The sequence below is a fragment of the Pantoea sp. ICBG 1758 genome, from assembly GCF_002928325.1.
Taxonomy (GTDB): domain Bacteria; phylum Pseudomonadota; class Gammaproteobacteria; order Enterobacterales; family Enterobacteriaceae; genus Pantoea; species Pantoea eucrina.
On the sequence record NZ_POWL01000004.1, the window covers coordinates 293,697 to 310,489 of the forward strand.

Below are 16,793 nucleotides of genomic sequence, written 5' to 3' on the forward strand. Positions count from 1 at the left end.
TTAAAGAGGGTAAAATATTTTGTCAAGCAATCGCTTGTTAAACTCGGGCGATAGAGCACAGGCAACACCAGAGCGCCTGCTTTATCTGCTGAAAACGCGCGGGCCACTGCAGTCTGCTGAGGCGGGAGAGACGCTGGGCATGACGGCTGAAGCGGCACGCCAGCAACTCAGCAAACTTGCCTCATCAGGGCTGATAGAGTCGTTCTCCCGCAGCAAAGGAGTTGGACGTCCGGGGCAGTTCTGGACGCTGACGCAGGCGGGCCACGGCCGGTTTCCGGATTCCCATGCGACGCTGACGGTGCAGCTGCTGGATACGGTACGGCACGCTTTTGGTGAACAGGCGATCGATCACCTGATAGATTTGCGCGAACAGAGCAGCCGCGCCGCTTACCAGCGTGAGCTACAGGATGCTGTCGATCTGCGGGATCGGGTGGCGCGGCTGGCGGCACTGCGGTCGCTGGAGGGCTATATGGCAGAGTACGAGGAGCAGGATGACGGAACGCTCTTGCTGATTGAGAATCACTGTCCTGTCTGCGCCGCTGCCGCCGCCTGTCAGGGATTCTGCCGCGCTGAACTGATGCTGTTCAGCGAGGTGCTGGAGGCGAAAGTCGAGCGCGTTGAACATATTCTGCAGCAGGCGCGACGCTGCGCTTACCGCATTACGCCGTTCACAGAGCACGCTGCAGAGTAAGGTTTGATGCGCAGGAGCAGACTGACTCGCCGGAGGCGACAGCCTGCTATCGGATCACAGGGATATCAGCCAGGCGAGTGGTATAGCGGGGTGAGAGCATGTTGCGTTTCATCTGCCACGCCTGGTTTCCTGTCGTCTGGCTGGCGAAACCGATTTTGCCTTTCCCTGAACGGTTTATGGCGTCGAGAGCGGTCATCAGCGCATCCGCATTGGCACGCGGCTGCTGCTGGCTGAACATATCAAACTGCGTGCTGCCTGACTGCCAGAAGTCGCTCAGCATTACGCCCGCTTTGGCATAGCGAAAGCCGTCGCGCCAGATAGCGTTCAGCCCCTGCAAAGCAAAGGCGACGATGTCACGCGTGTCCGCCGTTGGATATTGCCAGCTGACGGGCGCGGTAGCAGAGTACCTGGGATCGTCGCCATAGCGGCCGGTCGTCACAGAGACGGTGAGATGACGGCAGCGGGAGCCCTGCTGGCGCAGCTTTTCAGCAGCCCGGGTCGCATAGGCCATAACCGCCTGCTGCATATCATCCAGCGTCGTGATGCGCTGCCCGAAAGAGCGTGAATTAACGATCTGCTGTTTTGGCGGCGGCGCATCCTCCAGTGCCAGACAGGATTCGCCGCGCAGCTCGCGTGCAATGCGCTCAACAATCACATCAAATTTTTTGCGGATCGTACTGGTATTACTTTCTGCCAGATGCAGCCCGGTGGTGATCCCCATCTCTTCCAGACGCTGAGCGATTCGCCAGCCAATACCCCAGATATCGCCAATGCGCGTCAGCTGCAGCAATTTTTGCTGGCGCAGGGGATCGGAGAGATCGACCACGCCGTTTGTTTTCGTCCACTGCTTGGCCGCCTGATTCGCCAGCTTGGCCAGCGTTTTGGTCGGGCCAAAGCCTACGCCTATGGTCAGGCCGGTTTCCTGGCGAACGCGCTCGCGCATCTGCTGACCAAAGCGCTCCAGCGGCATATAACTGCTAATGCCCGTGACATCAAGAAAGCTTTCATCGATAGAGTAAACTTCCTGCCCGGCAGCCATCTCATCGAGTATTGCCATCATCCGCGCCGACATATCGCCATAAAGCTCATAGTTAGAACTGAAAACGTGTACGCCATTGTCACGAAAATAGCGTTCATGCTTAAACCAGGGGGCGGCCATCTTTATACCCATGCGCTTTGCTTCAGCTGAACGAGCAATCACGCAGCCATCATTATTTGATACCACGCAAACGGGTTTGCCGCGCAGATCGGGCCTGAAAATGGTTTCACAGGAGGCGTAAAAATTGTTGGCATCAGCAAGCGCAAACATACCTATTCTCCTGCAGGCCCGGTGAAACCCTGGCCCGCGATATCATTGAGCGCATAAGCCACCACGCCCCACACCGGCAGCAGCTGGTTCTCGTCGAGCAGAACGATAGCATCGGACCTCTCCAGCGACTGCAGCGCCGGAACGGGTTTCAGCAGCAACCTGCGCAGCACCAGTTCACCCTCAAATTCCGCCACAATAATCTGACCGTGCCGCGGCGTCAGTGCCCGATCAACTGCCAGCACTGAGCCTTTGACGATACCCGCCTCCGGGCAGGCTGTATCACTGCGCATCAGGTAGGTGGACCAGGGCGACAGCGAGACGATATCACCCAGGTTCAGGCGCGCTTCGATAAAGTTTTGAGCCGGATTCTGAAATGCCATATGCCTGTTTCGCTGAGGATAAAAAGGGTGGGCAAGTGTCCGGCTATTATACCCGATCTGCTTAAAAATAGCGCGGTTTACGCCGTGATCCTGCTCTGCCAGCGTGACGATACTATGAGCGTAATTATTTCTCTTTCGCCACGGTTTCCTGCAGCCAGCGGATAAAGGTTTCTGTTTTTGGCCAGCGTCTGTCGGCGCGGGTAGCGATGTAATACCGTTCGCTGCACAGCAGCGCCAGGCGCGGGAAAGGCGTTATCAGTTCGCCAGAGGCGATACGCTGTTTCACCAGCGCCTTACGTCCCATCGCGATGCCGGCATGGTTTATCGCTGCAGCAACCGCAAGCTCTGCCTGATCGAATTCGGCACGGCGCGCTGCCGTAATATCCACGTCAAAATGCGCTGCCCACAACCGCCACTCATTTTCTCCGGAATCGATACTCCACGCCTGACGATCGTGCAGCAGGCGACAGCTCCGGAGATTCTCCGGGCAGTCCGTCAGCCTGAATTGTGCAGCGTAGCGCGGGCTGCAAACCGGAATAATATGTTCATCCATCAGCGGGTCCAGGTGAAATCTGTCCGGCACGTCAGCATCAAAACAGATGGCCAGATCGGCACCCATTTTATGCAGGTCGACCGGTTCGTTTCCGGTATTAATAACGAGATCGATAGCGGGGTTTTGCTCCAGAAAAGAGGCCACCGCCGGTGCAAGCCAGGCGTGCGCAAACGACGGGCGACTGTAAACCGTAAGCCTTCCGCTGGATCCCTGATTTCTGATGCCCTGAATTTCCCGGTTGAGGTAGTCGAGTGAGGTACTCATGGCATTGAAGATCCGCTCACCCTCTTCGGTCAGCAGCACCCTGCGGTGTAAACGGGTGAACAGCGAGATACCGAGCTCTCTTTCCAGCTGGCTGATACGGTGGCTGACAGCGCTGGGCGTCAGTGCCAGCGCCGCCGCCGCTCCGGCAAACGAGCCGTGGCGGGCAGCGGCTTCAAAGGTGAAAAGACGTCCCAGCTGGCCACCCTCTATTTCACGCATCTCAGAGAACACATTTTTCACCTTTACTGTTTAAGCTGCTGATTTAGCGATTAGTTATTTAACCGGCGTGGACGTTGCAGATAAAAATGCACAATGCGTGCTCGCCTGTTGAGTTAGCTGAGCTCATGTTAAGTTGAAAAACCATCGTTTGTCACCGCGCAGCCGCGTGCATATAAATAACGCTCTGTTTTCTTTTGATGCGTCGGGCTGAATGAGAGTAACCATGACTGATTTAACTGAAAAACTCCGGTCTGTACCGGCGGTAAGCGATCTGAGGGCGCTACGTGAAACCATCTGGTTTAACGATCAGGTGACGACGGCAGAGAGGGGGCTCCTGCATACGGGACTGACGCGTGAAGAGGCTGAAGATGCCGAAGCCCGCCTGCGCCGTTTCGCTCCGCTGATCGCCGCCGCCTTTCCGGAAACGGCTGAAAGCGGCGGTATTATTGAGTCAGATATGGTACCTCTACCCGCGATGCAGGCGCGGCTGGCGCAGCGTGCGCCGCTGCCAGGCAGACTCTGGCTGAAAAAAGATAGCCATCTGCCCGTTTCAGGTTCCATCAAAGCGCGCGGCGGCATTTACGAAGTTCTCGCGCACGCAGAGAAGCTGGCGCTGGAGGCGGGGCTTATTACGCCAGCCGATGACTACAGCCAGCTGCTTTCTCCGGCGCACCGTCAGTTTTTCAGCCAGCATAAAATAGCAGTAGGTTCAACGGGCAACCTGGGCCTTTCGATCGGCATAATGAGTGCCCGCCTCGGGTTTCACGTTACCGTTCATATGTCGGCAGATGCGCGTCAGTGGAAGAAAGCGCTGCTGCGCAGGCGTGGAGCGCACGTGATTGAGTATGAGCAGGATTACGGCGTCGCCGTGGAGCAGGGCCGCAAAGCGGCGGAGTCCGATCCCGACTGCTTCTTTATTGATGATGAAAATTCACGCACGCTGTTTCTGGGCTATGCCGTTGCCGGCCTGCGCCTGCCAGAGCAGCTGAAGGAGAAAGGCATTACTGTGGATGCCTCCCATCCGCTTTTTGTGTATCTGCCTTGTGGCGTGGGTGGCGGCCCGGGAGGCGTCGCCTTTGGCCTGAAGCTGGCTTTTGGCGATAACGTTCACTGCTTTTTTGCGGAGCCAACCCATTCACCCTGTATGCTGCTGGGAATGAGCACCGGCCTGCACGATGGTATTGCGGTGCAGGATATCGGTATCGACAATAAAACCGCTGCGGATGGACTGGCGGTGGGCCGCGCCTCCGGCTTTGTCGGCCGGGCGATGGCGCAGCTGATCGACGGCTGCTATACGCTCAGCGATCGCACCCTGTTTACGCTGCTTGCCATGCTGGATGAAACGGAAGGTATTCAGCTGGAACCTTCCGCGCTGGCGGGCATGCGGGGGCCGCAGCGCATCGCGGCAAGCCCCGCTTATCTGGCACAGCAGGGTATCACTCCGCAGCAGCTGCAGCAGGCCACGCAGCTTGTCTGGGCGACAGGTGGCGGCATGGTTCCTGCTGATGAAATGCAGCGCTACCTCGCTAAAGCCAGCTGCTGATAAACCCATGCAGCAGGGCAGTCACGCGAGCTGCCCTGCCGCCGTTACAACCCCAGCGCAGTCAGCCCCGGATGATCGTCCGGACGACGTCCCAGCGGCCAGAAAAATTTGCGTTCGCTCTCTTTGATAGGCATATCGTTGATACAGGCAAAACGGCGCTTCATCAGGCCATCGCCTTCAAACTCCCAGTTTTCATTGCCGTAAGAGCGGAACCAGTTACCTGAATCATCGCGCCATTCATAGGCGTAGCGGACAGCAATGCGGTTGCCATCAAACGCCCAGAGCTCCTTGATAAGACGATACTCAAGCTCTTTTTTCCATTTACGGGCCAGAAACGCTTCGGCTTCTTCACGGTTATAAGCAAACTCGGTGCGGTTGCGCCATTGTGTGTCCGCTGAGTAAGCCAGTGCGACTTTAGCCGCATCGCGGCTGTTCCAGCCATCTTCAGCCAGGCGCACCTTTTCGATGGCCGTTTCGCGGGTGAAAGGAGGAAGCGGCGGGTGTTGGTATGAATCAGACATGGTAAAACTCCTGTTAATTCAAATTTGATGAGTACGCAGGCTTCAGGAAACCTGCTCCAGCAGCATTTTCGCAATATCCCGTGCGTCGTCGGCCGCGCTCCCGTTCCCCATAACATAGGACGCGGTAATGGCGCCCTCTATCAGAATCAGCAGCTGTCTGGCCAGCGCCTCGGGATGTGCAACATTCATCTCTTTGCTGAGCTCCAGGGCGTAATCCAGTAACTTCTGCTTGTGGGTTTTCGCTATCTGGCGAACGGTATCGTCAGGGTTGCCTGTCTCACCGGCGGTGTTGATAAATGCGCAGCCGCGGAAACCCTCTGACTCAAACCAGCTTTTCAGCGCGGTAAACATATTCAGAATGCGATCCTGCGGCGTATTGCCTTGATCGGACGCGCTTCTGAACCACGCCATCCACTGCTCATCGCGCACGCTCAGCGCGGCTGATGCCACCTCCTCTTTACTGGCGAAGTGATGATAAATACTTTTTCTGGCGACGCCTGAGGTTTTGACCAGAAGATCCATGCCCATGGCGTGGATACCGTTCTGATAAATCAGCTGCTCAGCGCTCCTGAGAATTTTTTCCCGGGTACTGACTGATGTTTTGTTCATGGCTTTAAGGTAGAACGATCGTTCTACCTCGTCAACGTTTTTTTAGCAGGAGGCTATCACCGGGGCGACAGACAGCTATGCAATGCTGACTGAGCGGATCAAAAAGGGAGAGCCGTAAGCTGGCCCTCCCTGATATTGCTCTGCAACGTTTTTATGCCTGAGACTCAGGAATGCGGGCGATAACCTTTATCTCAAAATCAAACCCTGCCAGCCAGTTAACGCCCAGGGCGGTCCAGTTGGGGTAGGGCGGCGTCGGGAAAAGAGTCTGTTTCACCTGCATGATGGTTGAAAACTGGTTTTCCGGGTCGGTATGAAAAGTAGTCACATCAATCATATCTTTGAACGTACATCCTGCCACAGCGAGCGTGGCTCTGAGATTCTCAAAGGCAAGCTGTACCTGGGTTGCAAAGTCCGGCTCCGGGGTGCCGTCGTCGCGGCTACCCACCTGCCCGGAAACAAATAATAAATCGCCAGAGCGGATTGCTGCAGAATAACCATGCTGTTCATAAAGAGCATGGCGATGAGCAGGAAAAACGGGTGTTGGCTGGGTCACAGGGACTCCTTTGTGGGAGAACAACAGGGGATGCGCAGCATAAATAAAACAATTAATATACGCGGCGTATGTAAAATTAATCACACATACGCTGCGTATGTCAAATGGCATGCGCGGCGTTAGCAGCAGGAGAAGTATATGGTTACCAGACGCCGCACAGAAACGATGGAAGAAAACCGGAAAAAGTTGATTGCAGCTGCGCGCAAAGCGTTCGCTGAAAAGGGATTTGCAGCTGCATCAATGGACGATTTGACTGCCAGTGTCGGTCTGACGCGCGGGGCGCTTTACCATAACTTTGGGGATAAAAAAGGCTTGCTCGCCGCGGTAGTGACGCAGATCGATTCTGAAATGGCGCAACGCGCTAAACGTGAAGCGGTTCACTCCGATAACGACCAGCAAACGCTCCTGGCTGAAGGGATAGCCTATATCAGGATGGCGCTGGATGAAGAGGTCCGGCGCATTGTGCTGCTTGATGGTCCCGCTTTTCTTGGCGATCCTGCAAAATGGCCGAGTCAGAATAACTGCCTCAGTGCTACGCGTGAGAGTATTACCGATCTGATTGAACGTCGCGTAATCAAATCAGTCGATGCGGATGCGGCTGCGTGGCTGTTAAATGGCGCGGCACTGAATGCCGCGCTATGGGTCGCTGCCAGCGGTAATCCACAACAGGCATTACCAAAAGCTATTCAGGCGTTTACTCTGCTCTTCGGCGGTCTGCTGGAAAGTGTTGCGCAGCCATAACGCCGCTTTAATTGGTCTGGATACCACAGCTTATCAACGAATATTGCAAAATCCTGCCTGCCTCAACCGGGAGGCAGTGCCTGCAAAATACGCTGCGCATCCTGTTTGCTCAGCGGATAATCGTAAAATGTCCGGTAAAATTCCTGAGTGGCGTCAATCAAATCGCGCGTTGCAAACAGCGCCGGATGCAGTTTTTTGGCAGCCCACTGGATTTGCAGTGCGACTTCAGTGCCGTAGCGATCCCAGGGAAAGACACCCGATGGATTCTGCCACACCTGCTGCTGCTTCACGGCTTTTACGCTGGCGAACAGCGATTTGTAGTCAGAGTCAGCCAGGGTTCCCGCGCCGGCACCGATAATAATCACATCCGGATCCCAGCGTATCACCTCCTCCGGTGAAACAGGGCGCATATTGCCATCCACGGAGGCGGCGACGTTCCGGCCACCCGCAAGCCTGATCCAGGTATCAATCAGGGTATTCCGGCCATCTACCTTCAGCGGATGCAGCGACTGAATATGCAGCACGCGCGGGCGTTCACTCTCCGCAAGCGCGGCCGTTTTGGTCTGAATAGCAGCGATTTGCGTATCCAGATAGCGATTATAAGCCCGGGCTCGCGCGGCCGCTGCCGGTGTGCCGACCACCTGAGCCGTGGTAGTGAGTGAGCGTTTCATCGAGTCAAAATCATCAAAATTCATTGCCAGTACGGGAATACCGGCCAGACGATAAGACTCTGCATCGGGATCGTTAGCGGGTACAAAAATCGCATCAACGTTGCGTGCCACCAGCGCTTCACTGTTAAAGGTTTTACCGTGTGCCTGGAGCGCCTGATTTAACGATGGCTGTACCTTAAACATCCACGGCCGGTCCGCCGGATGGTTTACGGTTGCCACAATCCGATCGCCGGCGCCCAGCGTCATAAGCAGAGAGTGGTGGGCAAACCAGGCATCGGCTATGTGCAGCACCGGCTGGCTCAATTCAATCTTATTCCCGCTGTCGTCAGTGACTGTCTGAGCCGACGCCAGAGCGCTTACGACCAGAAGCGGTAGTGCCCATTGCAGGCTTTTCATCAGTAAATATCCCTGTCAGAAGCTGAGTTGCATGGAAACCTCTACCCGGCGCGGTTCACCCACAGAGGCGCTGGCATAACCGGCCCCGCTGTAACCGTTCAGGCCGCCGGGCACGATCTTGGTCCAGTAGTGACGATTCGTCAGATTAGTGACATCAAGACGGAATGTTGTAGCGGTATTAAACAGCCGGGTTTTATAGGCCGCCCCGGCATCCAGCGTGGTGTAGCCGCTTACCTGGCCTCTGTTTTGATTGTCGGTCATGCGCTGTCCCATATAATGAATGCCGCCATGAATATCGGTGCCGCTGAGCACCGGTAAGTCATAGGCCGCGAACAGGCTGGCCGTATAGCGTGGCAAACCCACAATCTGTTTACCCGTTGTTTGACGGCTGGCTGTTTTCACTAAGCGCGGATCAAGCCATGTCATGCCGCCAAAAAGGTGCAGGCGATCGGTTACGTCTCCATCAGCGAGCAGCTCCAGACCGCGGTTGCGCTGCTCACCGTCTATCCCATACTCTCCGCTGGCGTTGGTATAGGCGAACGGACGTTTGATCTGAAACAGTGCGGCAGTCAATAACAGCCGGTTAATAGCCAGTTTACTGCCCGCTTCAATCTGGCGACTGCGATAGGGTGTCAGTATTGTCCCGGCATTATTCGCGGTGGCGGGGGCAGTATCACCCTGCTGCAGGCTGTCGGCATAGGTCACATAAAGCGTCAGCGGATCGACCGGTTTATAGATTACGCTGGCAGACCCGCTAAAGCCGCTATCTGATGAGTGACTGCTTCGGCGGCCCGTTTTAGCATAGCCGGATGAGCTGAGCAGGCTTTCACTGCCCGCTAACAGTGTGCTCCATTGCGGAGAAAACTGCAGGGTATCGCTCAGCAGAAATGCGTGCTGAGTGGCTGTCGCAGAATGATAACGCCGGGTGAAATCGGGATAGTCAGGCTCACTAAATGTCTGTGGGTTATCCAGTGAGGCACTGCCCAGCGTTAAGGTTCCACCCTTACGCGGATTGTAATTTTTCCAGACAAACCCCCGCACGCCAGTGGCTATCTGATGATGGATACGGCCAGTTTCGATTTCACCCTCTAAGTTCGCCATATAACTGTTGATAGTGAAACGACTGGCTGTCGCTGATGAAGTCGTTGTCGTGTAATCGCCACGTTTATTCGTAAACGTATTGGTGACAGCAGTGGACTCGCGATCGGCTATCTGACGCAGCACGCCAGCTTCACCGAGCCAGTTGCCGTCAAAATCATGCTTCAGATGGATGCCGGCGGTCAGCGTATGGTTATCATTTCCCGCAAAGGATTGTCCCAGATGAGCCGTTTTTGGATTGGGAGCTGCGGGCAATGTCAGGCCGTTACCCAGCGCAAATTTCCCCGGCAACCCTTTTTCATAAAAATGGTAATAGCTGAAATTAGTTTCCAGCAGGGTCCGATCGCTCAGGCTGGCATCCAGGGCCAGGCTGAAAAGCTGACGTCGTTTTCTGCTGCCGCTGACGTAGCCACTGCCCCTGTCATCCAGCATATTCAGCCGATAGCGCAGCCGATCGTTGCTATCCACCGGACCACTGAAATCACCGGCTATCTGATGACCCGGGCCACTACCTCCTCCCAGAGTAACGCTTCGCTGCGGTGTATCACTGGCGCGCTTACTGACAAAATTAAATAATCCTGCCGGATTAGCCGGACCATACAGTGACCCGGCGAGGCCATTAAGCACCTCAATATGGTCGAACTGTTCAGCGGCATAGTCCGTGGTTGACACGACATTCAGGCCGTCAATCATGCTGTTCTGGACGACACTTCCCTGCATGCCGCGCGTCTGCGGACGCGCACCCTCTCCCTGAACCGAGGGCAGGTAGCGGTAGAGATCGCTTACGCTCTTAAGCTGCTGACGTTTCATCAGACGGGGAGACACCGTCTGAACCGGCCAGGGAGCGTCACGTATTTCTCTGGCACCCAGGCTGCCCAGGTTAGCTTTCTTATCGGTTGCAGAAGGCGCGTCGTCTGGTAAAGCATTAACGACCATCGCAGGTTGTTCATTTACGGCATATATCGGCATAGCAGACAATAACATTGCGCTGGTGAACGTTGTCTTCACCAGGATCAAACGTTTAACAAACATGAAATTTCCAACATCTGTCGAAAGGGCAGGCATCATTACTTAACGCTATATCAGTGAGTATATAACGACTTATATGAGTTAATCGACTTAAATCAAAACCTGCCCGGTAACATTAAATTATATCGAATGTGATTAAACCAGCGGTGCTTTCACAGTGCTAATGATAGCTCCAGGAGTGGATCGCATTGCCTAAATCAATACTCTAAAATGTGCCCTGAACCAAATATCTACGGAGAGGATTCAGGTGAAATATTTTGATGAACTATTAATGGAAGCTATGGAGGCCGATACAGAGGGCTGGGGGTTTGACTGGCTGGACGGGAAAGCGACAGAGGAAAGGTCCTCCTGGGGTTACGCGAGGTTAATCGGAGAACGCTTAAGCCGGGTAACGTCAGCACTGGACATTGATACCGGTGGAGGAGAACTATTAAATGAAGTTCCCGAGTTTCCTGCATATATGGCCGCAACAGAAGCGCGGCCCCCGAACCTGAAAAAAGCCCGGCAGCACCTTTCACCCCGGGGGGTAAATATTGTTGATACTTCCATCACCAAAAAGCTTCCTTTTAGCGAACAATCTTTTGACCTGGTCACATCCAGGCATCCGGTAGCACCGGACTGGCCAGAAATATATCGGGTTCTTAAACCCGGAGGAAGCTATCTGGCACAGCATGTTGGACCTGCATCTGCATTTGAATTAATCGAGTATTTTTTAGGACCACTTCCCAAAGAGAGAATGTACAGAGATCCTGGCAAAGAAAAAGAGGATGCGGAGATGGCGGGTCTGAAGGTCATTGACTTACGCACAGCACGCTGCCGGATGACGTTTTTTGATATCAGTGCCGTTGTCTGGATTTTGCGAAAATGCGTCTGGTGGGTCCCGGGCTTCTCCGTGGAGAAATACTACAAAGAATTGCAGGCGATGGACCAGAAAATGCGCCTGGGTCAGCCATTTGTTGCGTATTCCACCCGACATTTGATCGAAGCAAAACGTTAATGCTGATCGCTTTGCGGTTGACGTCTGCTTTGTGCCAGAAGCAGATCAAATGCTTCAGGGGGTGTTCATGTCAGGCATTTTCTTCATTCTTTTAACTGCCGCAGCATACACCCGATGACTTTTGCGGGTTCGTAGCCAGGATGCTATGTCTGATGTGGCAGAACTTTCCGGTCGCCCTCTTTTTGACGTCCGCCTCTCTCATCGCGGACCTCAACTCTGCGTCAGTCCGCTTTGTGTCAGGAGCGGACAGTTACAAAATCTCTGTAAGTTCAAATTCCTCAAAGACAAGCTCCATTTCTTCAGAATAAGTGCCTTCACGCTCAAAATAACGCTTATGACCTTCATTCCAGTACTCCAGACTTAAATCACCTTCACCTTCCTTACTGGCGAGTTCACTCGTCACTTCATTGAAGCGGATAACCTGCATCCTGAGCGTTCTGATCACGCACATTGGCTGCCCGGTTCCGTTAAGAATGATATTATAACTTCCTACGCAGGGAGCTTCGCCTCGTTCATGTTCATGCTGAAAAGATGCTATCGAAGAGCATGTCGCTGTTTTACTGCCACTCAAAACCAGTTGTACGAGTTCATCAGCAAGTTCCGGGCTGTCGCCAAATTGCCATGCCAGTGCACCGGGATAAATGTTTTTTAATTCTTCGAGCTTTGTCATTTTTAGCCTTTTTTAATTTAATACGCTTAAGGAAGTAACCCATTTCCGTTCAATATGAATTACCTGATTCAAATATTCATCATTGTTGCACTGCTGCGAAATCCCGCTTTTCGCTCATAGCTAACGTCGATCTGTGCGCAAGTCCGCTTCGCGCCAGAAGCGGATATTGCGATCCTCATCGTGCGCGAATGAGTAAAAGCAGGTTAACCTTGTTACCTCGTGACGATAAAAATTGTGCAAGCTTTTAGCCGAACCATTTCAAGTAAGGACACAGTTTAAATGAAGGTTATTGAAAGTGGCATTCGTGACGTAAAACAAGGCGAAAATGTGAGAGTAATCACGCCAGTAAACATCTATGAGTGTGAACTGGGTGATGATGTTTTTGTAGGGCCATTTGTAGAGATACAAAAGGGATGCGTTATAGGCGACAGAACCCGAGTACAGTCACACACTTTTATCTGTGAGAACGTTACCCTGGGTAAGGATTGTTTTATAGGCCATGGCGTAACCTTTGCCAACGACTTGTTTAAGAATGGCGCTCCTGATGCTTCTGCAGAAAGCTGGATACATATCATATTAGGTAACGCGGTAACCGTGGGGAGCGGGGCAACTATCTTAACCACGGACATTTGCAGTGGTGCGGTGATTGGTGCCGGTAGCGTGGTTACAAAGCCTGTGCTGGTAAAAGGCGTGTATGCGGGTAATCCCGCCAGACTTTTGAGAAAGCTCTAATCAGATACTCTGCAAGTTGCCAGCCTGAAATCCTGGCAATCTGAAACCGTTAAAGTCCGCTTTTCGCTCATAGCGGACTATAGGCCAACTACAGGGCTGTTTGCCATCAGATCCAGCCGGAATCCTCTGGCGACGCTTGTGACGTCTGGCGGAGCTTACTGATTCTGCCGGTTAGTGCATCAGGGTTGATGACTTGGCCCTACCGGGGAGCCGGAAGGTACCATCAGGATGTTTATGCTTTTGACCATCAGAGGAAGAAAAGCGGAGGAGGAGCTGTCACACAGCAGCGTTAAGTGAAGAAAGCAGACCGCGAGACAGCGCGTCGCAGAGAGGAAGCGCAAGCGAAGGGAAATAACCGGTACGTCAGTCGCATTTTTTCCGGGTAACACCGTAAACGGCCAGACTTACGGGTGCAGTTAAAGTGTGAAATCGACATGCTCGCCGCCGGGCATATTGACACCGATAGTTAGCTGGCCGCCGAGCGCTTCAACATATCGTTTGAGCGTCGCGATTTTCAGATCCTCGCCGCGCCCTTCGATAGCCGCCACGGAAGGTTGCGCGATCCCCATAGCTTCTGCCTGCTGCTTCTGCGTTTTAGCCAGCGCCTCGCGAAGTTTATACAGCTGAGAATCAAGTCGCATTTCTGCAACTTTATCATTCACCTGAGTCAGTTCCTCGGGTGTCAAATCAGCCATTAGATCATCCAGCGTTTTCATTTTCCACTCCGTTTCAGTTGGTCCAGGTGTCGGTGATACTCGCTTTCAGCCGTTTTAATCATGGTCTTGTAGAAACGCTTTTCATCAGCGCCTTCTTTGTTACCCGCGCAAAGGATGATGGCTTTGCGAAGAGGATCGAATACAAAGAATCCTCTTACAGGCCGGCCGTTGCTCTGTACTCTGAGCTCTTTCATATTGAGGATTTTCGAGCCGTACAGCGTATCGACATGCGGCCGCCCAAGGTGTGGACCTTCCTGCTTCAGAAGGTTCAGCGCGGCAATTATGTCTAACTGCATTGCTCTGTCCTGCTCTTTAAGCCATTCAGCGAACAAACCCGTGGTTTCAACAATCCACACAGGCCCACCTTTATAAATTACAATCTATATAGCATATATATTAGAGTCTATATTTTCAACGCTGTTCTGTATCTGTTTGGGCATGTGATGGTGGGCTTTACTGCTGGCGGGTTCTGTTACAAATTCTGGACAGACCGGAGCCGCCTCGCTACTCGGGCCTTTAGTGTAAACCTGCAGCGTCATTACCGGCCCAGCCCTCAGCGGCTAAATCTTTCTATGGTCTGAACGCGCTGCTGCTGGCCCGCTACAGGGGTTGATCTAAAGTGCGCCATCTGGGCCGGCGAAACCGGAAAATCGGGTGCCTTAGAATTTTGATGCTAATGTCCGCTTAGTGCCAGAAGTTAATATTTACCGCAGAGCAGTAAACACCGCAAACTGCCTGCATAATAATAAGCCATCAGACGCTAATAAAAATGCTCCTGCATATAGAGCATAAAGGTCACTTTGCTGCTGGTATATTCCTCAGGTGTTTCACCACGTTCATCTCAAGAGTCAGTGTTTTCATCAGGGTTCCTGCTGAGGTATTTCCCTCAAAACATGCATTTCTCAGGATAGGCGGGCAGGCTAAGTTGGCAACGTCTTTATCGCTCAACGTAGACCTTCAGACAGGAAATCACCATGACGCAGAAAAAACGCTTTGCCCTGATTGGCTGTGGTTTTATCGGACAGGTACATGCTGCAAATCTTGCGGCTCATCCGGAGGTTGAGCTTGCGATGCTGGCCGACATTGATACGGAGCGGGCCGCCGCACTGGCCGGGCAGATGAAGTGCATGGCGGGCGAAGTCAGCGCCGCCATCAACAGTGACAATATAGATGCCGTGCTGATTGCCAGCGCAACGCCGTCACACGCTGAACTGCTTGAAGCGGCTGCGCGGGCAGGTAAGGCCGTCTATTGTGAAAAGCCGATCGATTTGTCGCTGGCAAGAGCGATCCGCGTTGCTGAAAACGTGCTGCCTCTGAAGACAAAAATCACGATAGGCTTCAATCGCCGTTTTGACAGCAGCCATCAGCAGTTAAAGCGTCAGCTGGAACAGGGAACTGTCGGACGTCCTGAGTTAATTCAGATGGTCTGTCGTGCGTCAGAGCTTCCGCCGCTCAGTTATCTCAGGTCATCCGGCGGCCAGATGCGTGACCAGGCAATCCATTTTTTCGATCTGCTGCGCTGGCTGACAGCCGATGACGTTATTTCAGTAGGTGCGATGGGTGCAGCACTGGCCATGCCGGCCATTAGCGAGTTTGACGATGTGGATACGTCGGTGCTGATTATGCAGATGCAGCAGGGATCATTTGCGCAGCTCGATAATACGCGTCGCACGGGCTACGGTTATGACGAAAGGATCAGCGTTATGGGTGCAAAAGGACTGGCAGAGTCAGGTTCGCAGAGCCCGCCGGGTATGACGCTTTTCCAGGGAAAGGCGATTATCAGGCAGGGACTTTATGCAGACTGGTTCAGTCGTGTGCAGGGCACCTATTATCAGCATCTTGACGCTTTTGTCCGCTATCTGAACGGGGAAGAGGTGACTGATTTACCAGGGCTGCTGGATGGGATCCGGGCGCAGGCGGTCGCAGAAGCCGCGACGAAATCTCTGACAACCGGGATGTTCTGCCCGGTCGATAACGTATTCTGACAACGGTCCGGGGCCAGTCCCGTGAGGATATGGCCCCGTAAGCTAAGGATACTCAGGTCCTTCTTTCACAAATATTAACGCTCTTCGTTGAAAACGATACCCAGCTGCTCCCTTACCGTATCCATCGCGGTCAGAGTCATAAGTACGGCGGACAAAGGGCGGACAGGGGAGTCGTTTAATCCCTGTCCCACGCACCATGCAAAATGTCGGATCTCATGATAGAGCTGCGTGTAGCGGTTGGCGGGTTCCTCCCAGCACAGCGTATGACCGCCCTGGCTCGAGGTCAGTACAAAGCCGCCGGGCGCATAAAACTGTCCCGCCAGAACCAGAGTGGCATCGCGGCCGGCAATCACCGCACTGCCGGGGGTATTACTGAACAGAGTCGTGTTCAGTACCGAATGCATGCCGCTGGCATGTTCGAACAACATAGAAGCCTGTCCGTTAACATTTTCTGTTGCCGGCTGTCCGCTGGACTGAATGCGCACAGGTGCACCTGCCACCATCACGCTCAGCGAAACCAGATAGCTGCCCAGATCCAGCATCGGACCGCCGGCCAGATCGGCATTGAAGATGCGGTGATCCTGCGTAAAAAACTCACCGTGATCGGCAGTCAGGGTATGAAGATCGCCCAGAATGCCGTCGGTTAAAAGCTGACGCAGCACATCATATTTTGGCGCGAAATCGCACCACATGCCCTCCATACACAGCAGGCCTTTTTGACGGGCGCGCGTCTGCAGGGCTTCTGCTTCCCTGACATTCAGCGCCAGGGGTTTCTCAATCAGCACATGTTTGCCTGCATTAAGTGCTTTCATGCCATCCGGATAGTGATGGTTATGTGGGGTGGCGATATAGATGGCGTCCAGATCATTCATTGCCAGCATTTCATCTGCACTGCTGAAGGCCGCCGGAATGGCCCAGCGATCGGCGAATGCCTGTGCTTTAGCTCTGTTTCTTGCTGCTACAGCAACCAGCTGCTGTCCGGTGTGCTCCTTCAGCGCGCGGGCAAAGTGTTCAGCGATCCAGCCAGGGCCAATGATGCCCCAGCGCAATACGGGTATCGACTTTTCAGAGGGCAGTCGCGGAGCGGGCAGGGAAGAGGGAAACATAATGATTCCT

The 16,793-nt window shown here is 53.7% G+C and carries 18 protein-coding genes; 6 read left to right on the forward strand and 12 right to left on the reverse strand.

The annotated features are described in order from the left end of the window. Positions 1 to 19 precede the first annotated feature (19 nt). Positions 20 to 691: a metalloregulator ArsR/SmtB family transcription factor gene (locus tag C1Y41_RS15135; protein ID WP_233207443.1), complete on the forward strand. Its 672-nt coding sequence runs from the start codon at positions 20 to 22 to the stop codon at positions 689 to 691. A gap of 46 nt (positions 692 to 737) precedes the next feature. Here the strand turns inward: C1Y41_RS15135 and umuC are convergent, their stop codons facing one another. The 3 genes from umuC to dsdC form a co-directional block, all read right to left on the reverse strand. Next, entirely contained in the window at positions 738 to 2,000 is a 1,263-nt protein-coding gene (gene umuC / locus C1Y41_RS15140; protein ID WP_094110791.1) for a translesion error-prone DNA polymerase V subunit UmuC, read from the reverse strand. 2 nt (positions 2,001 to 2,002) lie between these two features. Continuing rightward, a complete protein-coding gene (locus tag C1Y41_RS15145; protein ID WP_104085760.1) occupies positions 2,003 to 2,380 on the reverse strand; it encodes a S24 family peptidase in 378 nt (125 codons plus the stop codon). Positions 2,381 to 2,504: 124 nt separating this feature from the next. Beyond that, positions 2,505 to 3,428: a DNA-binding transcriptional regulator DsdC gene (gene dsdC / locus C1Y41_RS15150; protein WP_255402145.1), complete on the reverse strand. Its 924-nt coding sequence runs from the start codon at positions 3,426 to 3,428 to the stop codon at positions 2,505 to 2,507. A gap of 211 nt (positions 3,429 to 3,639) precedes the next feature. Here dsdC and C1Y41_RS15155 point away from each other — a divergent pair, with 211 nt between their 5' ends. Next, on the forward strand, positions 3,640 to 4,959 hold the full coding sequence (locus C1Y41_RS15155; RefSeq protein WP_104085761.1) for a D-serine ammonia-lyase: 1,320 nt from the start codon (positions 3,640 to 3,642) through the stop codon (positions 4,957 to 4,959). A gap of 44 nt (positions 4,960 to 5,003) precedes the next feature. Here the strand turns inward: C1Y41_RS15155 and C1Y41_RS15160 are convergent, their stop codons facing one another. From C1Y41_RS15160 to C1Y41_RS15170, 3 genes are all read right to left on the reverse strand, one after another. Further along, the gene (locus tag C1Y41_RS15160) at positions 5,004 to 5,480 is read right to left on the reverse strand and encodes a DUF1348 family protein (RefSeq protein WP_104085762.1); all 477 of its coding nucleotides are present in this window, start codon (positions 5,478 to 5,480) and stop codon (positions 5,004 to 5,006) included. A gap of 42 nt (positions 5,481 to 5,522) precedes the next feature. Next, complete coding sequence (locus tag C1Y41_RS15165) at positions 5,523 to 6,089, reverse strand: TetR/AcrR family transcriptional regulator (protein WP_104085763.1); 567 nt, start codon at positions 6,087 to 6,089, stop codon at positions 5,523 to 5,525. Between the two features lie 151 nt (positions 6,090 to 6,240). After that, entirely contained in the window at positions 6,241 to 6,642 is a 402-nt protein-coding gene (locus C1Y41_RS15170; RefSeq protein ID WP_104085764.1) for a RidA family protein, read from the reverse strand. Between the two features lie 138 nt (positions 6,643 to 6,780). On the opposite strand from C1Y41_RS15170, the gene C1Y41_RS15175 reads away from it, so the two are divergent. Then, the gene (locus C1Y41_RS15175) at positions 6,781 to 7,383 is read left to right on the forward strand and encodes a TetR/AcrR family transcriptional regulator (RefSeq protein WP_040113711.1); all 603 of its coding nucleotides are present in this window, start codon (positions 6,781 to 6,783) and stop codon (positions 7,381 to 7,383) included. 62 nt (positions 7,384 to 7,445) lie between these two features. Here the strand turns inward: C1Y41_RS15175 and C1Y41_RS15180 are convergent, their stop codons facing one another. Further along, positions 7,446 to 8,450 (reverse strand): ABC transporter substrate-binding protein, encoded by a 1,005-nt coding sequence (locus C1Y41_RS15180; RefSeq protein ID WP_104085765.1) that lies wholly within the window; start codon positions 8,448 to 8,450, stop codon positions 7,446 to 7,448. A 15-nt stretch (positions 8,451 to 8,465) separates the two neighbouring features. Continuing rightward, positions 8,466 to 10,532 carry a TonB-dependent siderophore receptor gene (locus tag C1Y41_RS15185; protein WP_104085835.1) on the reverse strand — a complete coding sequence of 689 codons (2,067 nt, stop codon included), beginning with the start codon at positions 10,530 to 10,532 and terminating at the stop codon, positions 8,466 to 8,468. 292 nt (positions 10,533 to 10,824) lie between these two features. On the opposite strand from C1Y41_RS15185, the gene C1Y41_RS15190 reads away from it, so the two are divergent. Continuing rightward, the gene (locus tag C1Y41_RS15190) at positions 10,825 to 11,574 is read left to right on the forward strand and encodes a class I SAM-dependent methyltransferase (protein ID WP_104085766.1); all 750 of its coding nucleotides are present in this window, start codon (positions 10,825 to 10,827) and stop codon (positions 11,572 to 11,574) included. A 250-nt stretch (positions 11,575 to 11,824) separates the two neighbouring features. Here the strand turns inward: C1Y41_RS15190 and C1Y41_RS15195 are convergent, their stop codons facing one another. Then, entirely contained in the window at positions 11,825 to 12,244 is a 420-nt protein-coding gene (locus tag C1Y41_RS15195; protein ID WP_071668101.1) for an ASCH domain-containing protein, read from the reverse strand. Between the two features lie 279 nt (positions 12,245 to 12,523). On the opposite strand from C1Y41_RS15195, the gene C1Y41_RS15200 reads away from it, so the two are divergent. Next, the gene (locus C1Y41_RS15200) at positions 12,524 to 12,976 is read left to right on the forward strand and encodes an acyltransferase (RefSeq protein ID WP_071668100.1); all 453 of its coding nucleotides are present in this window, start codon (positions 12,524 to 12,526) and stop codon (positions 12,974 to 12,976) included. Between the two features lie 416 nt (positions 12,977 to 13,392). Here C1Y41_RS15200 and C1Y41_RS15205 read toward each other — a convergent pair whose 3' ends face one another. Together C1Y41_RS15205 and C1Y41_RS15210 are read right to left on the reverse strand one after the other, a co-directional pair. Beyond that, positions 13,393 to 13,692, reverse strand: a complete 300-nt coding sequence (locus C1Y41_RS15205; protein WP_071668522.1) for an XRE family transcriptional regulator — start codon at positions 13,690 to 13,692, stop codon at positions 13,393 to 13,395. Next, a complete protein-coding gene (locus C1Y41_RS15210; RefSeq protein ID WP_104085767.1) occupies positions 13,689 to 14,048 on the reverse strand; it encodes a type II toxin-antitoxin system RelE/ParE family toxin in 360 nt (119 codons plus the stop codon). The genes C1Y41_RS15205 and C1Y41_RS15210 overlap by 4 nt, the downstream gene beginning before the upstream one ends. Before the next feature lie 618 nt (positions 14,049 to 14,666). On the opposite strand from C1Y41_RS15210, the gene C1Y41_RS15215 reads away from it, so the two are divergent. Next, the gene (locus C1Y41_RS15215; RefSeq protein WP_104085768.1) at positions 14,667 to 15,677 is read left to right on the forward strand and encodes a Gfo/Idh/MocA family oxidoreductase; all 1,011 of its coding nucleotides are present in this window, start codon (positions 14,667 to 14,669) and stop codon (positions 15,675 to 15,677) included. A gap of 74 nt (positions 15,678 to 15,751) precedes the next feature. Here the strand turns inward: C1Y41_RS15215 and C1Y41_RS15220 are convergent, their stop codons facing one another. After that, positions 15,752 to 16,783, reverse strand: coding sequence for a Gfo/Idh/MocA family protein (locus C1Y41_RS15220; RefSeq protein WP_071668519.1), 1,032 nt, complete (start codon positions 16,781 to 16,783; stop codon positions 15,752 to 15,754). Positions 16,784 to 16,793: the final 10 nt, after the last annotated feature.

Coding starts and splice junctions, on each gene's coding strand:
- C1Y41_RS15145 (WP_104085760.1), bottom strand. CDS start 2,380: ATGGCATTTCAGAATCCGGCTCAAAACTTTATCGAAGCGCGCCTGAAC.
- umuC (WP_094110791.1), bottom strand. CDS start 2,000: ATGTTTGCGCTTGCTGATGCCAACAATTTTTACGCCTCCTGTGAAACC.
- C1Y41_RS15160 (WP_104085762.1), bottom strand. CDS start 5,480: ATGTCTGATTCATACCAACACCCGCCGCTTCCTCCTTTCACCCGCGAA.
- C1Y41_RS15180 (WP_104085765.1), bottom strand. CDS start 8,450: ATGAAAAGCCTGCAATGGGCACTACCGCTTCTGGTCGTAAGCGCTCTG.
- C1Y41_RS15220 (WP_071668519.1), bottom strand. CDS start 16,783: ATGTTTCCCTCTTCCCTGCCCGCTCCGCGACTGCCCTCTGAAAAGTCG.
- C1Y41_RS15195 (WP_071668101.1), bottom strand. CDS start 12,244: ATGACAAAGCTCGAAGAATTAAAAAACATTTATCCCGGTGCACTGGCA.
- C1Y41_RS15205 (WP_071668522.1), bottom strand. CDS start 13,692: ATGAAAACGCTGGATGATCTAATGGCTGATTTGACACCCGAGGAACTG.
- C1Y41_RS15155 (WP_104085761.1), top strand. CDS start 3,640: ATGACTGATTTAACTGAAAAACTCCGGTCTGTACCGGCGGTAAGCGAT.
- C1Y41_RS15165 (WP_104085763.1), bottom strand. CDS start 6,089: ATGAACAAAACATCAGTCAGTACCCGGGAAAAAATTCTCAGGAGCGCT.
- C1Y41_RS15215 (WP_104085768.1), top strand. CDS start 14,667: ATGACGCAGAAAAAACGCTTTGCCCTGATTGGCTGTGGTTTTATCGGA.
- C1Y41_RS15175 (WP_040113711.1), top strand. CDS start 6,781: ATGGTTACCAGACGCCGCACAGAAACGATGGAAGAAAACCGGAAAAAG.
- C1Y41_RS15200 (WP_071668100.1), top strand. CDS start 12,524: ATGAAGGTTATTGAAAGTGGCATTCGTGACGTAAAACAAGGCGAAAAT.
- C1Y41_RS15185 (WP_104085835.1), bottom strand. CDS start 10,532: ATGTTATTGTCTGCTATGCCGATATATGCCGTAAATGAACAACCTGCG.